General features: G+C 70.4%; 13 protein-coding genes. 9 read left to right on the forward strand and 4 right to left on the reverse strand.

Annotated features, from left to right (window positions below; all coding sequences use genetic code 11):
- Window positions 1-9: 9 nt before the first annotated feature.
- Genes ACWHYA_RS13165 through ACWHYA_RS13175 form a run of 3 tightly spaced genes read right to left on the reverse strand, consistent with a single transcriptional unit; the run spans window position 10 to window position 3,581 of the window.
- A complete protein-coding gene (locus ACWHYA_RS13165) occupies window positions 10-414 on the reverse strand; it encodes an ester cyclase (protein ID WP_425944341.1) in 405 nt (134 codons plus the stop codon).
- Between the two features lie 45 nt (window positions 415-459).
- Window positions 460-3,339, reverse strand: a complete 2,880-nt coding sequence (locus tag ACWHYA_RS13170) for an ATP-binding protein (RefSeq protein ID WP_425944343.1) — start codon at window positions 3,337-3,339, stop codon at window positions 460-462.
- Window positions 3,340-3,398: 59 nt separating this feature from the next.
- The gene (locus ACWHYA_RS13175) at window positions 3,399-3,581 is read right to left on the reverse strand and encodes a hypothetical protein (protein WP_425944345.1); all 183 of its coding nucleotides are present in this window, start codon (window positions 3,579-3,581) and stop codon (window positions 3,399-3,401) included.
- A gap of 180 nt (window positions 3,582-3,761) precedes the next feature.
- On the opposite strand from ACWHYA_RS13175, the gene ACWHYA_RS13180 reads away from it, so the two are divergent.
- Window positions 3,762-4,343 carry a DapH/DapD/GlmU-related protein gene (locus ACWHYA_RS13180; protein ID WP_425944347.1) on the forward strand — a complete coding sequence of 194 codons (582 nt, stop codon included), beginning with the start codon at window positions 3,762-3,764 and terminating at the stop codon, window positions 4,341-4,343.
- 270 nt (window positions 4,344-4,613) lie between these two features.
- On the opposite strand, the gene merA is transcribed toward ACWHYA_RS13180, so the two are convergent.
- Window positions 4,614-6,065: a mercury(II) reductase gene (gene merA, locus ACWHYA_RS13185; RefSeq protein WP_425942514.1), complete on the reverse strand. Its 1,452-nt coding sequence runs from the start codon at window positions 6,063-6,065 to the stop codon at window positions 4,614-4,616.
- A 69-nt stretch (window positions 6,066-6,134) separates the two neighbouring features.
- Here merA and ACWHYA_RS13190 point away from each other — a divergent pair, with 69 nt between their 5' ends.
- The 8 genes from ACWHYA_RS13190 (at window position 6,135) to ACWHYA_RS13225 (ending at window position 18,681) form a co-directional block, all read left to right on the forward strand.
- Window positions 6,135-6,524, forward strand: coding sequence for a heavy metal-responsive transcriptional regulator (locus ACWHYA_RS13190; protein ID WP_122263854.1), 390 nt, complete (start codon window positions 6,135-6,137; stop codon window positions 6,522-6,524).
- Window positions 6,525-7,684: 1,160 nt separating this feature from the next.
- Window positions 7,685-9,112: a DUF3375 domain-containing protein gene (locus ACWHYA_RS13195; protein ID WP_425942515.1), complete on the forward strand. Its 1,428-nt coding sequence runs from the start codon at window positions 7,685-7,687 to the stop codon at window positions 9,110-9,112.
- Entirely contained in the window at window positions 9,109-9,699 is a 591-nt protein-coding gene (locus ACWHYA_RS13200; protein ID WP_425942516.1) for a DUF4194 domain-containing protein, read from the forward strand. The genes ACWHYA_RS13195 and ACWHYA_RS13200 overlap by 4 nt, the downstream gene beginning before the upstream one ends.
- Entirely contained in the window at window positions 9,692-13,114 is a 3,423-nt protein-coding gene (locus tag ACWHYA_RS13205; RefSeq protein WP_425942517.1) for an ATP-binding protein, read from the forward strand. The genes ACWHYA_RS13200 and ACWHYA_RS13205 overlap by 8 nt, the downstream gene beginning before the upstream one ends.
- 67 nt (window positions 13,115-13,181) lie before the next feature.
- Complete coding sequence (locus tag ACWHYA_RS13210) at window positions 13,182-14,369, forward strand: Wadjet anti-phage system protein JetD domain-containing protein (RefSeq protein WP_425942518.1); 1,188 nt, start codon at window positions 13,182-13,184, stop codon at window positions 14,367-14,369.
- 246 nt (window positions 14,370-14,615) lie between these two features.
- Window positions 14,616-15,530, forward strand: a complete 915-nt coding sequence (gene cysM / locus ACWHYA_RS13215; protein ID WP_425942519.1) for a cysteine synthase CysM — start codon at window positions 14,616-14,618, stop codon at window positions 15,528-15,530.
- A gap of 545 nt (window positions 15,531-16,075) precedes the next feature.
- Complete coding sequence (locus ACWHYA_RS13220; protein WP_425942520.1) at window positions 16,076-16,621, forward strand: DUF1697 domain-containing protein; 546 nt, start codon at window positions 16,076-16,078, stop codon at window positions 16,619-16,621.
- 683 nt (window positions 16,622-17,304) lie between these two features.
- On the forward strand, window positions 17,305-18,681 hold the full coding sequence (locus ACWHYA_RS13225) for an MFS transporter (protein ID WP_425942521.1): 1,377 nt from the start codon (window positions 17,305-17,307) through the stop codon (window positions 18,679-18,681).
- Window positions 18,682-18,686 lie beyond the last annotated feature (5 nt).

Genomic DNA, 18,686 nt, shown 5'->3' on the forward strand with positions numbered 1-18,686 from the left:
CGCCCGGCGTCAGGCGACCTGCTGCAGGAAGTTCGACACCAGGAGGTAGACGTCGGCCTCCTGCACGTAGCCGTCAGCGATGCGGTAGCTGACGACCAGCGGGACGCGCACCTGCCGCCCCGTCGCGGCTACACCGGCGAACTCCCCGGTGTGCGTGCCCACGACGAACCCCTCGAGGACCGCGGTTCCCTCTCCCACGGTGGTGCGCACCACCTCCGCCCGCGCCTGGAGGGCGACGTGGTAGACGTGGTGCAGCATCGCGGCGATGGCCTCACGCCCGACGTAGTCCTGCCCCGAGGCGACGTCGTGGAAGACCGCGTCCGGCGCGATCAGCGACGTGTCGTGCTCGGCCGCGTAGGCCTCCAGCACCTGCCTGGTCTCCTCGACGGACTGTGTCCCCTGGATGATGCTCATCAGACTCCTCCTCCGGTCTCCCGGCGGGTGCCGGATGACCGGACGCTAGGAGTCGGGTGTTCCCGCCGTGTTCCCGTCGGCGAGGCGTCGCGCCACCTCCTCGGCCACGTCGGGGTCGGCAGACCGCTCCACCGCGTCCTGGGCGGCATGCGCGGCCCGGTCGGCCTCCTCCGGGCGTCCGAGCCTGCGGTAGAGGCTGGCCAGGTGCGCCTGCGCCACGGCTGCGTGCCGGTGGTTCGCCGTGCCGCGGAGGAGGTTCAGCTCCTCCGTCCGGGCCCGGACGGCACCGGCCGGGTCGCCGCGGGCCTCGTGGACGTCGGCGGCGATGCGCAGGCCGACGCTGAGCACATACCTGTCCCGGCTGCGGCGGAGGATCCGGATGCCCTCCTCGACGGCACCCAGGGCCGCGTCGAGGCTGCCCAGTTGCAGGAGCACCCGGCCTCGGTGGATCAGGATGACCCCGCGCCGGTGGTGGTCGGCACCCACCCCGTCCCGGGCGAGCGCCCGGTCCAGGAGCGTCAAGCCGTGCTCCGGGGCCCCGAGAGCCACGTGGGTCATGGCGAGGTAGTCGAGGGACCAGGCCGCCAGGTCCCAGCTGCCCCCGTCCTCGAACACCCTGGTGGCACGCTCGAGGATCGGCAGCGCTTCCAGGGCGCGACCGCGCCGGTGCAGTGTCCACCCCAGCTCGGTCTCGAGCACCGCGCGGGCCAGCTCGTCGGTCACCGCCAGGAGGCCGACCTCGAGCACTCCGGCCGTCTCCGCCATGCGTCCGGTGCGGTAGTGCAGGCCGGCCAGCCGGCGGTAGCATCGCGCGCGCTCCAGCGGCTGCTCGGCCAGCCCCAGCCCTGCCCGCAGAGCCCGTTCCGCACCCTCCGGGTCGCCGAGCAGCAGGCGGCACCGTCCCAGGTCCAGCCAGCCGTCCACGGCAGCGGCCCTCAGGTGTCGCCTGGCCTCGGCAGTGCTGTCGGCGAAGGCCGCGAGGGCCTGCTCCAGGATCCTCGCGGCCGCCTCGGGGGCGAAGGCGCGCAGCACGCGGCCACCGCTGGTCAACCCGGCGGCGGCGGCGCCGGGCGCCCTCTCCCCGGTCGGGTATGCGGTCCAGGCGGCGAGCGTGTGGCCGGCGGCGGCCTCCTCCAGGTCACGCCGCCCAGTCTCCCCGGCGAGGTGGCCCAGGGCGTGCGCCAGCTGGTCGTGCAGCTCACAGGCACGCACCGCCGTCAGGTCTGCGACCACCACCTCGCGCAACAGCGGATGGACCGGCCGCGGGGCGGGAGACACGGGGTCGAGCAGCGAGTGCGACCGCAGCTCGCCAAGAGCGCGGTCCACCTCCTGCTCACCCACGACGTGTACCAGCAGCGGGACGGTGGCTCGCTCGGCAGCCAGCGTGAGCACCTCCAGCACCTGGCGTGAGGTGGTGCTGAGCGGGGACAGCCGCCGGCGCAGCAGGACATGGATCCGTTCCGGAATGTCCCCTCCCACCACGGGGGCTCCGCCCGCGCCCCGTGCCAGCTCGGTCAGGAAGAACGGGTTGCCGCCGCTGCGGGCCACCAGGCTCTGCACGACCGACTCCGAGGCCACCGGGTCGGTGGCGCGGTCCTGGTCGATCAGCCGGCGTGCCAGGCGAGCGGTCTCCCGGGAGGTCAACGGCGTGATGCGCAACGTCGCGGTGGTCGACGGCACGGTGGGCAGCGGGTGGTCGCTCTCGTCGCTGCGGCCGGCCAGCAGCAGGCTCCACCTCCGACCGTTCGTGAGCGTACAGAGCCGGGACAGCAGCGACCGCAGCGCGGCGTCTGCCCAGTGCACGTCGTCGACGACCAGGGCCAGCGGCTCGGCATACGCGTCGAGCACGGCGGCGACGTCGTCGGCCAGGCGGACCGCGGACCAGCCCTGCGGGCTGCCGGGGCGACCCCGCTCCAGGGCCTCGATCACGGGACGGGATCCGGTGTGCCCGAGCCGCAGCGCCGAGACCAGTGGCGTGAAAGGTCCTCCCTTGTCGTCGGCCACGCAGGTGGCCCACCGGACGAGGCACCCCTGGTCGCGCAGGTCACGGGCCGCCCCTCGCAGCAGGTGCGTCTTGCCGATCCCCGCCGGCCCGTGGAGCAACCAGCTCTCCCCGCCCCGGGCCGCGGCCGGCACCCGTTCCGCGAGCCACCCCAGCTCGGCCTCGTGGCCGACCGTGAGGTCGGGTCCGTCCGCGCGTTCCCCGCGCTCCTCCCGGCCCTCCGCGAGGCGGCGCAAGGGGGGCGGGGGCGGCCGCCGCAGCTCCTGCGCATGGACGAGCCGGCACTCGGCCCAGGCGGTGTCGAGCTCGGCCGGGCCGCGTGCGGCCGCGGCGGTCAGCACCGCCTCCCAGGCCTCGGCGTCGCACGGGTCGTCGGCCAGCACCCGGCTCCAGTCCGCCTCGCGCCCGCTGCTGCGGGCGAGCGCGAGCGCCGTTTCCCTGGCCAGTACCCCGTGGGCGCGCCGCTCCTCCTGAGCCCAGTCCTCGTAGAGGTCCTCGGACAGCAGCTGGTCGGCCCGGGCCAGCACGGCGCGCAGCTCTGGCCAGACCGCACTCGGCGGCGGAGAATCCAGGGCACGTTGCGCCAGTTCGGTGTCGCGAGCGAGGTCGGTGCGCACCTCCACCGTCCCTGCGATCCAGACAGTCACGGAATCGCCCAGGAGCACCCCGGGGCCGACCACGGTCCGTGCCTGGCTCAGCGCCTTGGACACGTTGCGCAGGGCCCGGTCCGTCGGCAGATGGCCGAACAGGTGGTCGGCGATCACCTCCCGCGGGGCCGACCGGGCGGGGGAGAGGGCCAGGAGGGCCACCAGGCGTCGGGCGGCCGGACGTGGCCAGTCGTCGCGCCACCCTGCTGCGGTGCGAACGGCCACCCTGCCGAGCAGTCTGACGTCGAGGACCCCGCCGGCCTCCCCACGAGCCATGGGACGAGCGTAGCGGCGGGCCCACGGGGTGCGGCAAGTGAGTGCGCTGACCGGAGGCTTCAGCGCTTCGGTGGTAACTCCCGGTTGGCGAATTCCTCGATCCAGTCGACTGCGGCGTCGGGCAGCAGCAGTTCGGCGGAGTCGCCGTCCTTCGTCCACCACGGGTCTGAGCCTGCGGGTCCACCCACCTTCTCAATCTGCTCGACGATCGTGGACGGCACCGGGTTCGCGTTGTTCGCCATCAACCGAGCCCTCGTCTCCGACGACAGCCTTGGGCCACCACCGGCAACTCATGCGCCCTGTCGAACCAGAACCGGGTCGGCGGTGCTGCGCCAGCCCGCCTGCTTCCACCCCGTCGGCGCCTGATTGGGCGGGCTGCCCGGTGAGAGCGTCCACGGCACCAGCGTGGCAGGATCGCCAGGATGGACCTGCACGAATTCCTGGACCACGTGAACCGAGGCGCGCTGATCGAAGGCGGCTCAGAAGAGCACCGGTTTATGCACGGCGCTGCCCAGGAGGCGCTGCGGACGGTCGCGGAGATCAACACCGGCTACCGCACCCCCGAAGAGGTGCGTGGCCTGCTCACGCGGCTGACCGGAAAGACCGTAGACGAGTCGGTTGTCGTGTTCCCACCGTTCTACAGCGAGTTCGGAAAGAACCTGACGTTGGGCAAAGACATCTTCATCAACAGCGGTTGCCGATTCCAGGACACAGGCGGCATCGTCATCGGCCACGGCACCCTCATCGGCCACGGCACCACCCTGACCACCCTCAACCACGGGGTAGACCCCGCTCGCCGGGCCGACATGAGCCCGGCCCCGGTCACGATCGGGGACAAGGTGTGGCTCGGTGCAGCGGTGACGGTCGTCCCAGGCGTGACCATCGGCGACGGCGCGATCGTCGGCGCCGGTGCAGTCGTGACCAAGGATGTCCCGGCCAACGCGGTCGTAGCCGGCGTGCCCGCCAGACTCATGCGCTACACCGGCTTCGAAGCCACACCTTGACCCCGCACTTCGCGACCGGCGCAAGCTCGGTCGCCCGTCAACGACGACCTGCCTACTCAGCCCCCGCATCTCCATCTGCCCCCTCAGGGTGAGAACGACCAGCGGCAGATGGGGACGTTTGAGAGGTCTCCCAGTGAGTGCATAGTTATGCAGTCAGAGGTCTCTGTCGAGATGGCCTGCGGCGGTTCGACTGAGGGTCGGTTCGGCCAGCACGTCTGGCCGCGCGTCTGTCTGACGATGTGTCCGCAAGGGGATCCCTATACGCGGGTTTCATGCCGCGCAGCAGGAGAGTTTGGTGATGTCGGTGGTGAAGGCCTGGGCGGTGAGCTTGAGGCCTTCGGCCATGGTCAGGTAGGGGCTCCAGAGGTTGGCGACCTGGTCGGTGGTCATGCCGGCGTCGAGGATGTAGACGCCGGCGGCGGCGAGGTCGCCGGCGTCCTGGGCGAGGGCGGTGATGCCGATGATGCGTCCGGTGTCGGCGTCGGTGACCATCTTGATGAGCCCGCGGGTGTCGCGGTTGACGATCGCGCGTGGGACGTGCGCGAGGGACAGGACGCGGCTGTCGTAGCGGATCCCGGTGGCGGAGGCCTGCTGGCCGGTCATCCCGACGGTGGCCAGGGCGGGGCTGGTGAACACGACCCGGGGCAGGTGGCGGTAGTCGACCTCACGGCCGGCGCCGGTGAGGGCGTTGTCGGCGACGATGGTGCCGTGGGCCGCGGCGACGTACACAAACTGCGGGTGGGCGGTGACGTCACCGGCAGCCCAGATGCGCGTGTTTGTGGTTCGCAGGTGATTGTCGACGACCACCGCGCCGTGGTCGCCGGTGCGCACGTCGACGGTGTCGAGGCCGAGGGTGCCGATGACCGGGCGGCGCCCGGTGGCGACGAGAACCTCAGCGCCCCGGAGCTCCTGTGAGCCGCCGCCGGCGGTGGTGGCGGTGACCGCGACCTCGCCGGCGGCCTGGTCGCGGCGGACCGCGGTGGGCACCGCCCCGCGGATGATCTGGATGCCTTCGTCGGCGAAGATCTCCTGCAGGGCGGTGGCGGCCTCGGGTTCTTCGTGGGACGCCAGGCGGGAGCGGACCAGCATGGTGACCCGGGCGCCGAGCCGGGCGAAGAGCTGGGCCTGCTCCATGGCGACATAGCCGCCGCCGATGACCAGCAGCGATTCTGGGACGTGGTCCAGCTCCATCGCGGTGGTCGAGGTCAGGTAACCGGCCTCCTGGAGACCGGGGACCGGCGGCACCCAGGGCGTGGAGCCGGTGGCAATGAGGTAGCGCGCGGCGCGGACCCTCTTCACCGTGCCGCCCGGGCCGGTGACGCGCAGCGCCGGCTCGGTCGGCGTGCCGACGAACGTGGCCTCCCCGGGCAGGAGGTCCCATCCGTACTCGGTAGCCAGGTCCACGTACTTCTCGCCGCGCAGCGATCCGACGAGCTCATCCTTACCGGCGACCAGGGCGGGCATCTCCACCGGCCCGACGCCGGGGACCGGCAGGCCGGGGAACCGGGCGGTGTCGAGTGTGACGTGGCGGGCCTCGGCGGCCGCGAGCAGGGCCTTGGAGGGCACACACCCGGTGTTCACGCAGGTACCACCGACGGTGCCCCGCTCGATCATCACCACCCGCTTGCCCAGGCTGGTGGCGCGGATCGCGGCCGCGAACGCCGCCCCACCGGACCCGATCACCGCCAGGTCATACGACCCGCCCTTTGCCGTTGCCGTCATGAGCTCCTCCTTCATCGCCCTCAGGATCGACCTTCCAGGGCACTGGAAGGTCAAGGCAGAATGAGTGGCATGCGGATCGGTGAGGTGGCCCAGGCGTCAGGCACGACAACCAAGACCCTGCGGTACTACGAGGAATTCGGGCTGCTGCCCGCCGCGGACCGGACCCCGGCGGGGTACCGGGACTACGGGCTCGACGTGCTCGACCGGCTCGACTTCATCGGCCGGGGGCAAGCCGCCGGGCTGACCCTGGCGCAGATCGGCCAGGTGCTGGACATCCGCGACCGGGGGCAGGCCCCCTGCCAGCACGTCACCGACCTGCTCGACACCCGCCTCGAGGTGATCGACCGGCAGCTCGCCGAGCTCGCGCAGCTCCGCGCCAAGATCGCCGACCTGCGCGAGGACGCCGCCGCCGGCGACCCGGCCACCTGCTCCCCCGAAGACGTCTGCCGCTACCTGTAACCCCCGAGGGTCACGGGCCCGTGGCACCATCGCGACATGGTCGATGACACCCAGCAGCGATGCTCGTGCTGCGGCCGCCTGCGGCCACGCAGGTCGCTCCACGCACTGGGTAGCGAACCGGCCTACATCTGCCGAAGGTGCGGGCTCTGGGTCGCCCTTCGCATCTCCCGCGACTGAACGACACCGCCCGCAACGCGAAGACGCCGCCAGCCGGGCGGGCGGGGGTCAGTAGCGCGGCGCGTCGCCGGGTCCCTGACGAGCTAGAGCTCGGCCTCTCTACGGCACCTTGGCGCTGTCAAGCTGGCGATGCAGCAAGCTGGCGAACCCCAGATACTCCAGCGCCGCCGTTCCGATTAAGGAACCTTGAACGGGAATGATGCAGGTCAGCGAGTGCATCCCTGTTCGGGTGTCCGATAAGACCCGCCCGAGAAGAAGCCCGGTCAAGGGGTGCTGAGTGGGACACGGCCGAGGAGGTCCAGACCGGGGTGCGAGGTGACCGCCGGGCGTGTACGCGTCCTGTCGGCCGCCAACGGTTCGCTCTGTGACCGACGCTCCACCAACGGTATAGACATCCCCATGAGTGCATGGGTATGCCATCCAACAAGAGCGCGCACATCGGCGTGACAGCGATGTAACGCACCTGTGCGTTCCCAAGCCAGGTACCTCAGGGGGTCGTGACGTCCTGCCATGGAGCGACGGGTCACTGGGGAGCGGACGGGGGAGTGAGGGACTCCCGCCCGTCATGGCATGACGTCGGTCCGGGGCGCGGGTTCACCCGAGTGCCGTCGAGAGAGGTGTGCCTTGCATGCCCCTCTGACCTGCGGTTACGCTCCGATCTGGATGTCCAGGGTGTGTGTCCCATGTGGGCAAGTCCCCCTCCGGACACCACACAGGCCTGTGAACTGCGGAGACGCGGTCGGCCTTCCCTGTCGGCGACGTTAACCCCCACGTGGTCGGTGCCTCGACCGCGACGATGCCGCAGAGAGCCAATGAGCCGCACACATAAGCGCCAGGCCTGCGTGGAGCGGGTCGCCTTGCGCTGAGGTGGTTCGGGGGGTAGGAATCCGTTGTGCCGGCGAGGCCCGGTTCTGGCTCTGTCGGTGCTCATCCTTAGGCTGACGTCCGACAGCAGAGCACCGAGGACGACGGACGGGCTGAACGTGGAGCACGACGAGATCGAGTTGCTGCGGGATGGGCATCCCTCGTGGCGCTTGTTGCGTGCCGGAAATGCGGCTCTCGTGCTGTCCTTCCTCGGCCGCTACTTTGTCGAGCAAACCCACGGGGCGGTGAGCGCGACCGAGCTGGCGGCGGCCCTGGACGATCAGCTGTATGCGCTCAACCTCGCCGTGCCGGACCGCCCGCGCTATCCGCGAGCGGCCGCGGACTACCTGCAGGAGTGGGCGGCTACTGATGCGGGGTGGCTGCGCAGGTTCTACCCGCACGGGTCGGACGAGGTGCACTATGAGGCCACCAGCGACCTGGAGAAGGCCTACGCCTGGGTGACCGGGCTGCGCGCCCGCTCCTTCGTCGGCACCGCCTCCCGCCTGGAGACGGTCTTTCACCTGCTACGCCAGATCGCCCAGGGCGCGGAACGCGACCCCGACGCCCGTCTGGCCGACCTCCACCGCCGCCGGGAGGAGCTCGACACCGAGATCGAGCGCGCCGAGGCGGGCGAGGTGGTGCTGCTCGACTCGACGGCGCTCCGTGAGCGTTACCAGCAGTTCGCCGGTACTGCCAAAGAGCTCCTGTCCGACTTTCGCGAGGTGGAGGAGAACTTCCGCGCCCTCGACCGCGGCGCGCGTGAACAGATCGCTTCCTGGCAGGGCGGCAAGGGAGAGTTGCTCACCGAACTGGTCGGCAGCCGGGCCGACATCACGTCTTCCGACCAGGGGCGCAGCTTTCAGGCGTTCTACGATCTGTTGCTCTCCGAGACCCGGCAGGACGAGTTGTCCGAACTGCTCACCAGGGTGCAGTCCCTGGGGGAGGTCGACCCGGACCGGCGGCTGCGCACCATCCACCACGACTGGTCCGATGCCGCCGAGCGCACCCAGCGGACGGTGCGGCAGATCTCCGAGCAGCTGCGCCGCTTCCTCGACGATCAGCTGTGGCTCGAGAACCGGCGGGTCCTCGACCTGGTCCGGTCGGTCGAGGCAGCCGCTCTGGTCCGCCGCGAGTCCCCACCGCCCTTCGGGCTGGTCGTCGACGTGCCCGGCGTCGAGATCTCCCTCCCGTTCGAGCGACCGCTCTATGACGCGCGCCCGGTCGCCGAGGTGGACAGTGTGCTGGACCTTCAGGCTGAGGCCCAGGTCGACCTGTCTGTCCTGCTCGGCCAGACCTTCGTCGACCAGGCCCGGCTGGCCGACCACATCCGCTCGATCGTGCCGCCTGCCAGCACGGTGCTGCTGGAGGACATCGTGGACTTCTACCCCGTCGAGCAGGGCGCTGCGGAGATCGTGGGCTACCTCGCGCTGAGCGACGACGACCTCGAGGTCGTCATGGACGAGACCCAGGAGAGCGTCATCGAGTATGCCGACAGCACCGGTCGACGTCGGGCGCGTCTCCCTCGCGTGACGGTGAGACGACGATGAGGACACCCGAGGAGCAGGCCGTCGCTGCCGCGATCATCCGACTGATGCGCGGCGTCGTCTATCGCGAGGCCGACGAGGACGGCTGGTCCACGCTGGCACGTCACGCCGCAGCGGTGCGCGACCACTTCAGCACGATCGGTGTCCAGCTCGTCGTCGACGACGTAGAGGGTTATGCATACCTGCGCAACGCGGACGAGGACGACGCGGAGGAGCCTTTGCCCCGGCTGGTTCGTCGTCGCAGCCTCACCTACAACGTGAGCCTCCTGATCGTCCTGCTGCGCAAGCGGCTCGTGGAGTTCGAAGCCTCCGGAAGCGAAGGCAAGCTGGTGCTGACCCGAGACCAGATGATCGACGCGCTGCGCCTGTTCCTGCCGGAGTCGAGCAACGAGGCACGCGTGATCGATCAGGTCGACACCACGATCCGCAAGGTTGGCGAACTGGGCTTCCTGCGCCAGCTTCCTCGCCAGCCCGACCAGTGGGAGGTGCGACGCATTCTGAAGGCCTACGTCGACGCCCAGACGCTGGGCGACTTCGCCGGCAAGCTGCAGGAGTATGCCGGCACTGCCCCGGGTGGTCACGATGACTGACGCATTGTTCTCGGCAGTGGAAGTTGCGCCGACCGGCCGCGCCGGGTACCGCCTGCACCGCCTGGAGGTCCTCAACTGGGGCACCTTCGACAAGCGGGTCTGGCGGATGACGCCCGCAGGCGACACCGCTCTGCTCACGGGCGACATCGGCAGCGGCAAGTCCACGCTGGTCGACGCGATGACCACGCTGCTGCTGCCGGCCCACCGCATCTCCTACAACAAGGCAGCAGGCGCCGAGTCACGCGAGCGGACGCTGCGCAGCTACGTCGAGGGGCACTACAAGTCCGAGCGGGTCGAGGCCACAGGAGCCTCCCGGGCGATCGGCCTGCGCGACAGCCGTTCCTACTCGGTGATCCTGGCCGTCTTCGCCAACGAGGGACAGGATGAGACGATCACCCTCGCGCAGGTCTTCCAGCAGCGTGACAGCTCCGGCCAGCCATACCGTTTCTACGTCACTGCGGGGCGCGAGCTGGCCATCGAGCCGGACTTCGTCGACTTCGGCAGCTCGCTCAACGACCTGCGCCGCCGGCTTCGCGCCGGCGGGGCGGACCTGCACGACGACTTCCCACGCTACGGCGAACGGGTCCGTCGGCTCCTCGGCATCCGGTCCGTGCAGGCGATGGAGCTCTTCCACCAGACGGTGTCCATGAAGTCGGTCGGCAACCTCAACGAGTTCGTCCGTCACCACATGCTGGAGCCCGCCGACGCGGCCCAGCGGGTCGCCGAGATCGTGGGCCACTTCGAGGACCTCACGAAGGCGCACGACGCGGTGAAGCGGGCCCGTGAGCAGCTCGAGGCCCTCCAGCCGCTCGTGGCCAGCAGCGGCAAGTTCGACGATGCCACCGCGCGGCGCAACGATGCCGAGGCTCAGCGGGAGGCCGTGCGCATGTTCATCGCCGAGCGGCGGATCGACCTGCTGGCTGCGGAGATCGATGCCAACACCGCCGAGCGCGACGCGGTGGCCGGGCAGGTCGAGCGGGTCAGGCAGCGGCAGCAGGACGTCGGCCGCACCAAGGTTGACCTCATCGAGGCACGCGCACGTGCGGGCGGCAACCGGGTAGCCGAGCTCGAGCGCTCCATCGCGGCCGCACGGGACGAGGCCGGCCAGCGGCGTGAGCGCTGGGCCCGCTTCGACACGGCGGTCCGCGTCGCGGAGTTCGACCCGGTCACCGACGGCGCCGGCTTCACGGCGACGCTGGCCCGCGCCGAGCAGCTTTCCTCCGAGCTGGCCCGTCGGCGTGAGCACCTCGACGACGAGCGCACCACCCTGCATACCCAGAAGGTCGACCTGCTCAGGGAGGCCGAGCGGATTCGCACCGAGCTGGCCAGCCTGGCTGGTCGCAGCAGCAACGTGCCCAGCAGCCAGCTCGACGTCCGCGCGCAGCTGTGCCGGACGCTCGGGCTGGACGAGGCCGAGCTGCCCTTCGCCGGAGAGCTCCTCGACGTGCGTGAGGAACTCAGCCGGTGGCGCGGCGCCGCGGAGCGGGTCCTGCGCGGCTTCGCCCTCTCCCTGCTTGTGCCGCAGCAGCACTACGACGCTGTCTCAGCCTGGGTCGACTCCCACCGGCTGACGCACCGCCGAGGTGACGGCCGTGTCACCGGTACCCGTCTCGTCTACGAGCGGGTTCCCGCCCGGCGGGTCCGGCTGCAGCACGTCGACGTGCCCGGTGCGCTGCTGCTCGCGGACACGGTCGAGGCTTCCGCCGGCCCCTTTCACGACTACCTGCGCGACCAGCTCACCCGTCGTGCCGACCATCGCTGCGTCGAGACCATGGAGGAGTTCCGCCGGGAGCACCGGGCCGTCACCGCGCAAGGTCAGGTGCGTTCCGGCGACCGCCACGAGAAGGACGACCGTTCCCGCGTCGACGACGCCCGCTCCTGGGTCCTCGGCTGGGCCAACGAGCGCAAGGTCGAGGCCCTCACCGAGCAGCTGATCGGTCTCCAGCGGGAGATCGAGCCTCTCGAGGCACGCACGACCGAGGTCCAGGCGGAGGTGACCGCCCTCGCGGCCCGGCTGGCGGCCCTCAGCCAGCTGTCGGCATACGGCTCCTGGGAGGAGCTGGACTGGGCCGGGGCCGAGGCGCGGGCCGGGACCGACGAGCAGGAGCGGCAACGGCTCGTCTCCGGGTCCTCCGAGCTCTCCGAGATCACCCGCCGGCTGGAGGAGAACGACCGGGAGTCCGGCGAGCTGGGGGAGACGCTCTCACGGCTCACCGGCGACATGCGGGTGCTGCAGGAGCGGATCGACCGGGCCGAGAGCTCGCGCGACCGGGACGAGCGGTTCGTGACCTCGCAGCAGCAGGATGACCTGGCCCGGGCGCGCATGTCGTACGAAGCCCTGGAGGAACGGCTCGGTGCCGACCTGCCGCGCGACGCCGACTCGTGCGGGCCTGCCCAGGAGGTGCTCACGGCCGACCTGCAGGTCCTCATCGACCGGATCGGCCGCGAGATCGGCGGCTACACGCAGAGCCTGCTGCAGTACATGGGAGATGTGCGGCGCCGCTGGCCCGAGGCGACGACCGAGATGGACGTCAGCATCGAGGCCCGAGCCGACTACCTGGCCCTCTACCAGCGGGTGGCCGACGACGACCTCCCGCGCTTCGAGGAGGAGTTCAAGCGTCAGCTCAACACCAACACGATCCGCGAGCTGGCGCAGTTCAACAGCTGGCTGCGGCGGCAGTCCGACGAGATCCACGGCCGGGTCGACCGGATCAACGAGGCCCTCGGTGCGATCCCTTACAACGAGGGCCGCTACATCCGGCTGGAGAGCGAGCGCACGGTCAACACCGAGATCCAGGCCTTCCGGACCGACCTGCGCAAGGCCACCGACGACACGCTCGGGCCGGAGGGCGACCAGTACTCCGAGCAGCGGTTCCTCGACGTCGAACGCCTCATCGAGCGGTTCCGCGGGCGCGAGGGACACGCCGAGTCGGACCGTGCGTGGACGCGGCGGGTCACCGACGTGCGCAACTGGTTCACCTTCTCCGCCTCCGAGCGCGACCGCGAGACCGATCAGGAGTGGGAGCACTACCGCGACTCTGACGGCAAGTCCGGCGGGCAGAAGGAAAAGCTCGCCTACACGATCCTGGCCGCCTCGCTGGCCTACCAGTTCGGGCTGGAGTGGGGTGCCGAGCGCGCGCGGGACTTCCGGTTCGCGGTGATCGACGAGGCTTTCGGGCGCGGTTCGGACGTGTCCACCCGCTACGCGCTCGACCTGTTCGCCAAGCTGGGACTGCAGCTGCTCATCGTGACCCCGCTGCAGAAGGTGCACGTCATCGAGCCCTACGTGCAGGCGATCGGTTTCGTCGACAATCCCACCGGCAGCTACTCGAGGCTCCAGACGCTCACGATCGAGGAGTTCCGGGAGGTCCGGACCAAGCAGGTCCAGGAGGCACTGGCCGGAGCGCGCGGATGAGATCGCCGTTGGTGGGCGGCCGACCGGCCCGGATCTTCGCAGGGATGGCCGTGGAGGGTGAGTTCGTGTGACGAGGAGATGGTCCACGGCAGCCGATGTCCGGACCCCCGTGCGACGTCGCTGGGACGACGGCACCCTGCTGCGGTGCTACGCGGCGGGGGAGCCCTTCCCCGTGATCGACGTGCCTTTGCGCCGCCCTCGTGCTTCGGAGATCGGTGACGATCTCGGAGCTGTTCAGGACTGGGCGGCCGCCCTCGCTGCGGGATCCAAAGGAGGGGCGTACTACCACGTGACCTATGAGGAGGTCGGCGGTCGCGTCATCGGTCGCAACGAGTTGCCCGGTCGGGCGGTGGTGCGGTCCTACGGGCAGGCGTGGGCGCTGCTGGGCGTGACGACCGAGGTACGTCAGCTCGACCAGATCCTGGCCCTGCTGGCCCAAGAGCCGGTGCTGCGTCATTGGGTGGGGGCCAACCCGCTCAAGGCTCTGCAGTTCGGAGCGTCCTGGGATCGGTTGATGCAGGCCTACCGCTGGCTCCTGGCGGCGCGGGGGAGCGGGCGCTACCTGCGGGAGGTCGACGCCCCGGGTGTCGACACGAAGTTCATCGAACGGCACCGCTCCGTGCTGGCGCACCTGCTCGAGGTCCCTTCGACCTCGGCAGGATTTGTGACCGCCTTGGGGCTGCGGACCAAGCCAGAACTGGTCCGGTTGCGGATGGACCCGACGTTGGGACTGGCAGGGGAGTTCTCCGAGGCGGTGCTGCGCGTGGAGGAGGCGGCTCAGGCCCAGGTGAGCGTGCGTTCGGCGATGATCGTCGAGAACGAGATCAGCTATCTCAGCGTGCCCGTCCCCGACGACGGTGTAGTCATCTGGGGCAAGGGCTTCGAAGTCGACCGAGCGGGTGCGCTTCCGTGGCTTCGGCAGACCCAGGTGCACTACTGGGGTGACCTCGACACCCACGGGTTCGCGATCCTGGATCGGTTGCGCGCCTGGTTGCCGCAGACACGCTCCGTACTGATGGACCGGCAGACCCTGCTGGAGCATCGCGATCGCTGGGGACGGGAGCCGAGCCCGACGTCGGCGCGCCTTGATCGGCTCACCCAGCCCGAGGCCGGGCTATATGCCGACCTGGTCTCCGACACGTTCGCCGAGCGCGTGCGGCTGGAGCAGGAGCGGATCGACTGGGCCTGGGTGAACGCCCATCTGCCGTGCGTGGCGCCTCAGCGACGTGCGGGCACGGTGGACGACCCGCGATAGGGCGCTGCGACGAGATGCGGCTACGCGTGTGGCTATGACCGTGCACGCGGCAAGCGCACTCAGGTCCGTGAAGGACCGCCTGTCCGCGACGGCGGCCACTCCTGACGCCCTCGAGCGGGTGTGTACGTTCTCCCGGCCAGCCTCATCCTCGCGGGGGCGATGCGTGGGTCATCGTCGCGGGGGCGATGTGTGGAGTCGATCAGTCGGCGCGATTCTTCGGCGGTTGCCGCCGCTAGACTCCGGCGGGTGAGCAACTCTGGGCCGTACCTCACGATGGAGGACGTCATCGGCGGCACCCCGCTGGTGCGTCTGCAGCGCCTTCCGGGGCCGGCGAACGAACGCCGCGGCAACGTGCTGCTCGCCAAGCTGGAGGGGAACAACCCGGCCGGCTCGGTCAAGGACCGGCCGGCGATCAGCATGATCCGGGGCGCCGAGGCGCGAGGGGAGATCTCCCCCGGCGACACCCTGATGGAAGCCACGTCCGGCAACACCGGGATCGGTTTGGCGATGGCGGCGGCGATCAGCGGCTACCCGCTGGTCATCGTGATTCCCGAGAACGCCTCCACCGAGCGGATCCAGACGATGGAGGCGTACGGAGCCGACCTGGTCCTCACCTCGGCAGAGGGCGGCATGGAAGAGGCCCGCGACGTCGTGACGCGGATGGAGCGGGAGGGTAGAGGCCGGGTCCTGGACCAGTTCGGCAACCCGGACAACCCCCGTGCCCACGAGAACGGCACGGGCCCGGAGCTGTGGCGCCAGACCGAGGGACGGATCACGCACTTCGTGTCCGCGATGGGAACCACCGGCACGATCACCGGGGTCTCGCGGTTCCTGAAGTCGCGCAACCCCGGTGTCCAGATCGTCGGGGCACAGCCCGCGGAGGGCGCGAAGATCCCCGGGATCCGGGCCTGGCCACCGGAGTACGTGCCGAAGATCTTCGATCCGTCAGCGGTGGACCGGACCGTGGAGGTCACCCAGAACGACGCCGAGGAGACGGCCCGCCGGTTGGCCCGCGAGGAGGGCGTCTTCGGTGGTGTCTCCGCGGGCGGCGCTTGCTGGACCGCCCTGCAGGTGGCCGAGGATGTCGAGGGGGCGACGATCGTCTTCGTGGTCTGCGACCGCGGCGACCGGTACCTCTCCAGCGGCGTGTTCCCCGCCTAAGAGGCTTGGCCGACTGCCGCGATGAAGACTTCCATGTCGCGGTAGCCCGATCGTGAGCCGACCGGGGCGACCCACAACCACCTCGAGCCGGCTGTCTCGTCTTCTTCGTCGCTCTCATCCGTGCGGAATCGTCGTACACGGCCTGTGGCCAGACCTGCCCCGTGATCAGGTCGACTCGCCCGCCCCCGTGGGTGGGGTCGCCCTCGCGCACGCCGGCGAGCTCCTCCACATCCGAACGGAACGGCCCCATCAGTGGCTGGGGGCCATCGACCACCCCGCCGCGAGCGTCCGGCCAGGTCGGTGTCGCCGTCCCATCCCCGCGCGCCTGCAGTCGTGCGGCACAGGCTCGCGCCAGGTCACGGGAGTCGGCCGATCCAGAGGTGACCTCGACCAGGAGAGCATCCCCCCGCAGCGCCTCGGCGCGGTCACCGCCGTCGATGCGCAGGCATCGTCGAACCTGCTCGGCGACCGGTACCCACGGTCCTGCCCCGGTGGCCGCATCAGGTCGCACCCCTCCGACCCTGCCTCTTGCTACCGTTGCCCGGGTGCCTCAGTACGCTGCGCTTCTGCGGGGGATCGCGCCGAGCGGTACGAACATGACGAACGACAAGTTGCGCGGCGTGTTCGAGCGGCTCGGCTTCGCAGACGTGGCCTCGGTGCTGTCCAGCGGCAACATCGTCTTCCGCAGTCCTGACGCCGACGCGCACCTGCTCGAGCAACGGATCGAGGACGCGCTCGCTGACGACCTCGGCCTGGCCAACCGCGCGATCATCCGCTCCCACAGCGAACTGCGCGTGCTCCTTGACAGCGACCCCTTTCCCGGAGTGACGCATGGGCACGACACCTACGTGACGGCGACCTTCCTCAAGGACGCCGCGACAACCCCGGAGCACATCCCCGCCCAGCCCGGCCTGCGCACAGAGGTCGTCCGTTACGACGGGGCCGCCCGCGTCGTCCTGGCGATCACCGACAACAGCGACGCCAACCAGACGTCGGGCTTCATGGCCTGGCTGGAACGGACCTATGGCAAAGACATCACCACACGCAGCTGGCTCACCGTTCAACGCATCGTCAAGAGGCTCGAAGGGTAGTCCCGTGCCATCGCAGACCACCCCGACCGGCGGCACGGCCGGCGCCTCATGAGCAGGGCCCCGCGATCGACCCGCTGCAGCGGCAGTGTGCGGAGGTCGTCCAGGGCGACGGACGACACGATGAGCGTCCAGCTCGCCGCCCCGCGCGAGACCGCGCCACACCGACACGACCTCCAGGTCGATCAGGTTCGGCGCCGCCAGGTCCGCACCGCGCAGCCGCGCGCGGAGGTGGTCTCCGTCCGGTCCGTCGTCGAGCAGGGCGATCCGCTGGAACCAAGGAGGGAACGAAGCGCACATCGGGGAGGCGTGATGTCCGCCCGTGACGGGAGGGCCGTCCGACAGCGGCTGGGAGTGGAGCGAGCAGCCCAGACGTTCGTGCCTCGTGCCACACCCGTCGCGGGCACGACGTCAAGTGTCGGGGCCGGCGTCGGCACGCACCTGACCGTCGGGGAAGGGCACGCCATGGTGGGACGGCGACGTTCAGGGCCGCCAACCTGGCCGTGCACCTACGATACGGTCAGCTGACTGGGTCCGACGTCGAGACGGGATGGTTCTTCATGCCCTCTGACCTGCGACGACGAGCAGGTTCTGTCGATGCCCTCGGCATGAACCCCACGCCACCGACGCGGCGGCGCACCCGTTGATCGAGCTGGGCCGGAGACGGACGGGCATGGGCGGCGCGGATGGGTACTGAGCTCCGGCGACAGGTGCACAACATCGGGCGTCGGCGCGCCTGGGCGATCTGGCTGGTCGGCCTGTCCGTCTACACCCTCGCGGTCTTCCACCGGACGTCGCTGTCCGTGGCAGGGATCATCGCCGCCGAGCGGTTCGACATCACCGCCGCCCAGCTGTCGACCTTCACGGTGCTGCAGCTGGCGGTCTACGCGGCCATGCAGATCCCGGTCGGCGTGCTCATCGACCGGTACGGCTCGAAGCTGCTTCTGCTGGTCGGTCTGACGCTGATGACCGCGGGCCAGTTCTGGTTCGCCCTCGCCGGGACCTTCGAGGCCGGCGTCGCCGCCCGCGTCCTCCTGGGGTGCGGGGACGCCATGGTCTTCACCAGTCTCCTGCGGCTGATCGCCCTGTGGTTCCACGTCAAGCAGGCCCCGATGGTCACGCAGCTGACCAGCATGGTCGGCCAGCTCGGGGCGGTCGCCGCAGCCACTCCGCTGGCGGCGGCGCTGGCCCGGTTCGGCTGGACCTGGTCCTACGGCATCGCTGCCGGGGTCGGTGTCGTGCTGGGTATCGCCCTGGTCATCGTCGTGCGTGACTCGCCGTACACCGGCGAGGCCGTCGAGCGCATCAAGATGCGTGCCCTGGCACGGACCATGGCCGAGGTGTGGGGCAACCCCGGGACCAGGCTGGGGCTCTGGGTCCACTTCTCCTCCCAGTTCGGACCCACGGTCTTCACCATGCTGTGGGGCTACCCGTTCCTGATCGCGCAGGGTCTGGAGTCGACGCTCGCCAGCGGGATGCTCATCCTGATGACGGTGACCGCGATGGTCGCCGGCCCCGTGGTCGGTCTGCTGACGAGCCGGATCCCCTACCACCGCTCCACCCTGGTCCTGGTCCTGGTCACCGCCATCGCCACCGTCTGGGCGGTGGTCCTGCTGTGGCCGGGTCCGGCCCCGCTCTGGCTGCTGGTCCTGATGGTCATGGTCACGGCCGTCGGTGGTCCCGGCTCCATGGTCAGCTTCGACCTGGCCCGCACCTTCCACCCCTCGGAGCGCTACGGCCGGGCCAACGGGATGATCAACATCGGCGGGTTCGTCGCTTCCCTGCTGACGATCGGACTCATCGGGCTGGTCCTGGACCTACGGGCTCCGGGCGGCCCCGCGACGTACGAGCTGGCCGACTTCCGGGTCGCGATGGCGGTGCAGTTCCCCTTCTGGGCGCTGGGGGCCCTGCAGCTGGTGCGCTACCGCCGGAAGGGTCATGCGCTGATCGGCCGGCACCCCGGAGCCATGCAGGCACTGCGGGAGGGACAGGCCGTGCTGCCCGGGCTGTCCGGCCCGGCCGACCCTGGACCCGACGACGAGGCCCCGCCCTCGCGGCGGTAGCCCGA

This window comes from Ornithinimicrobium carbonis, from assembly GCF_977012275.1.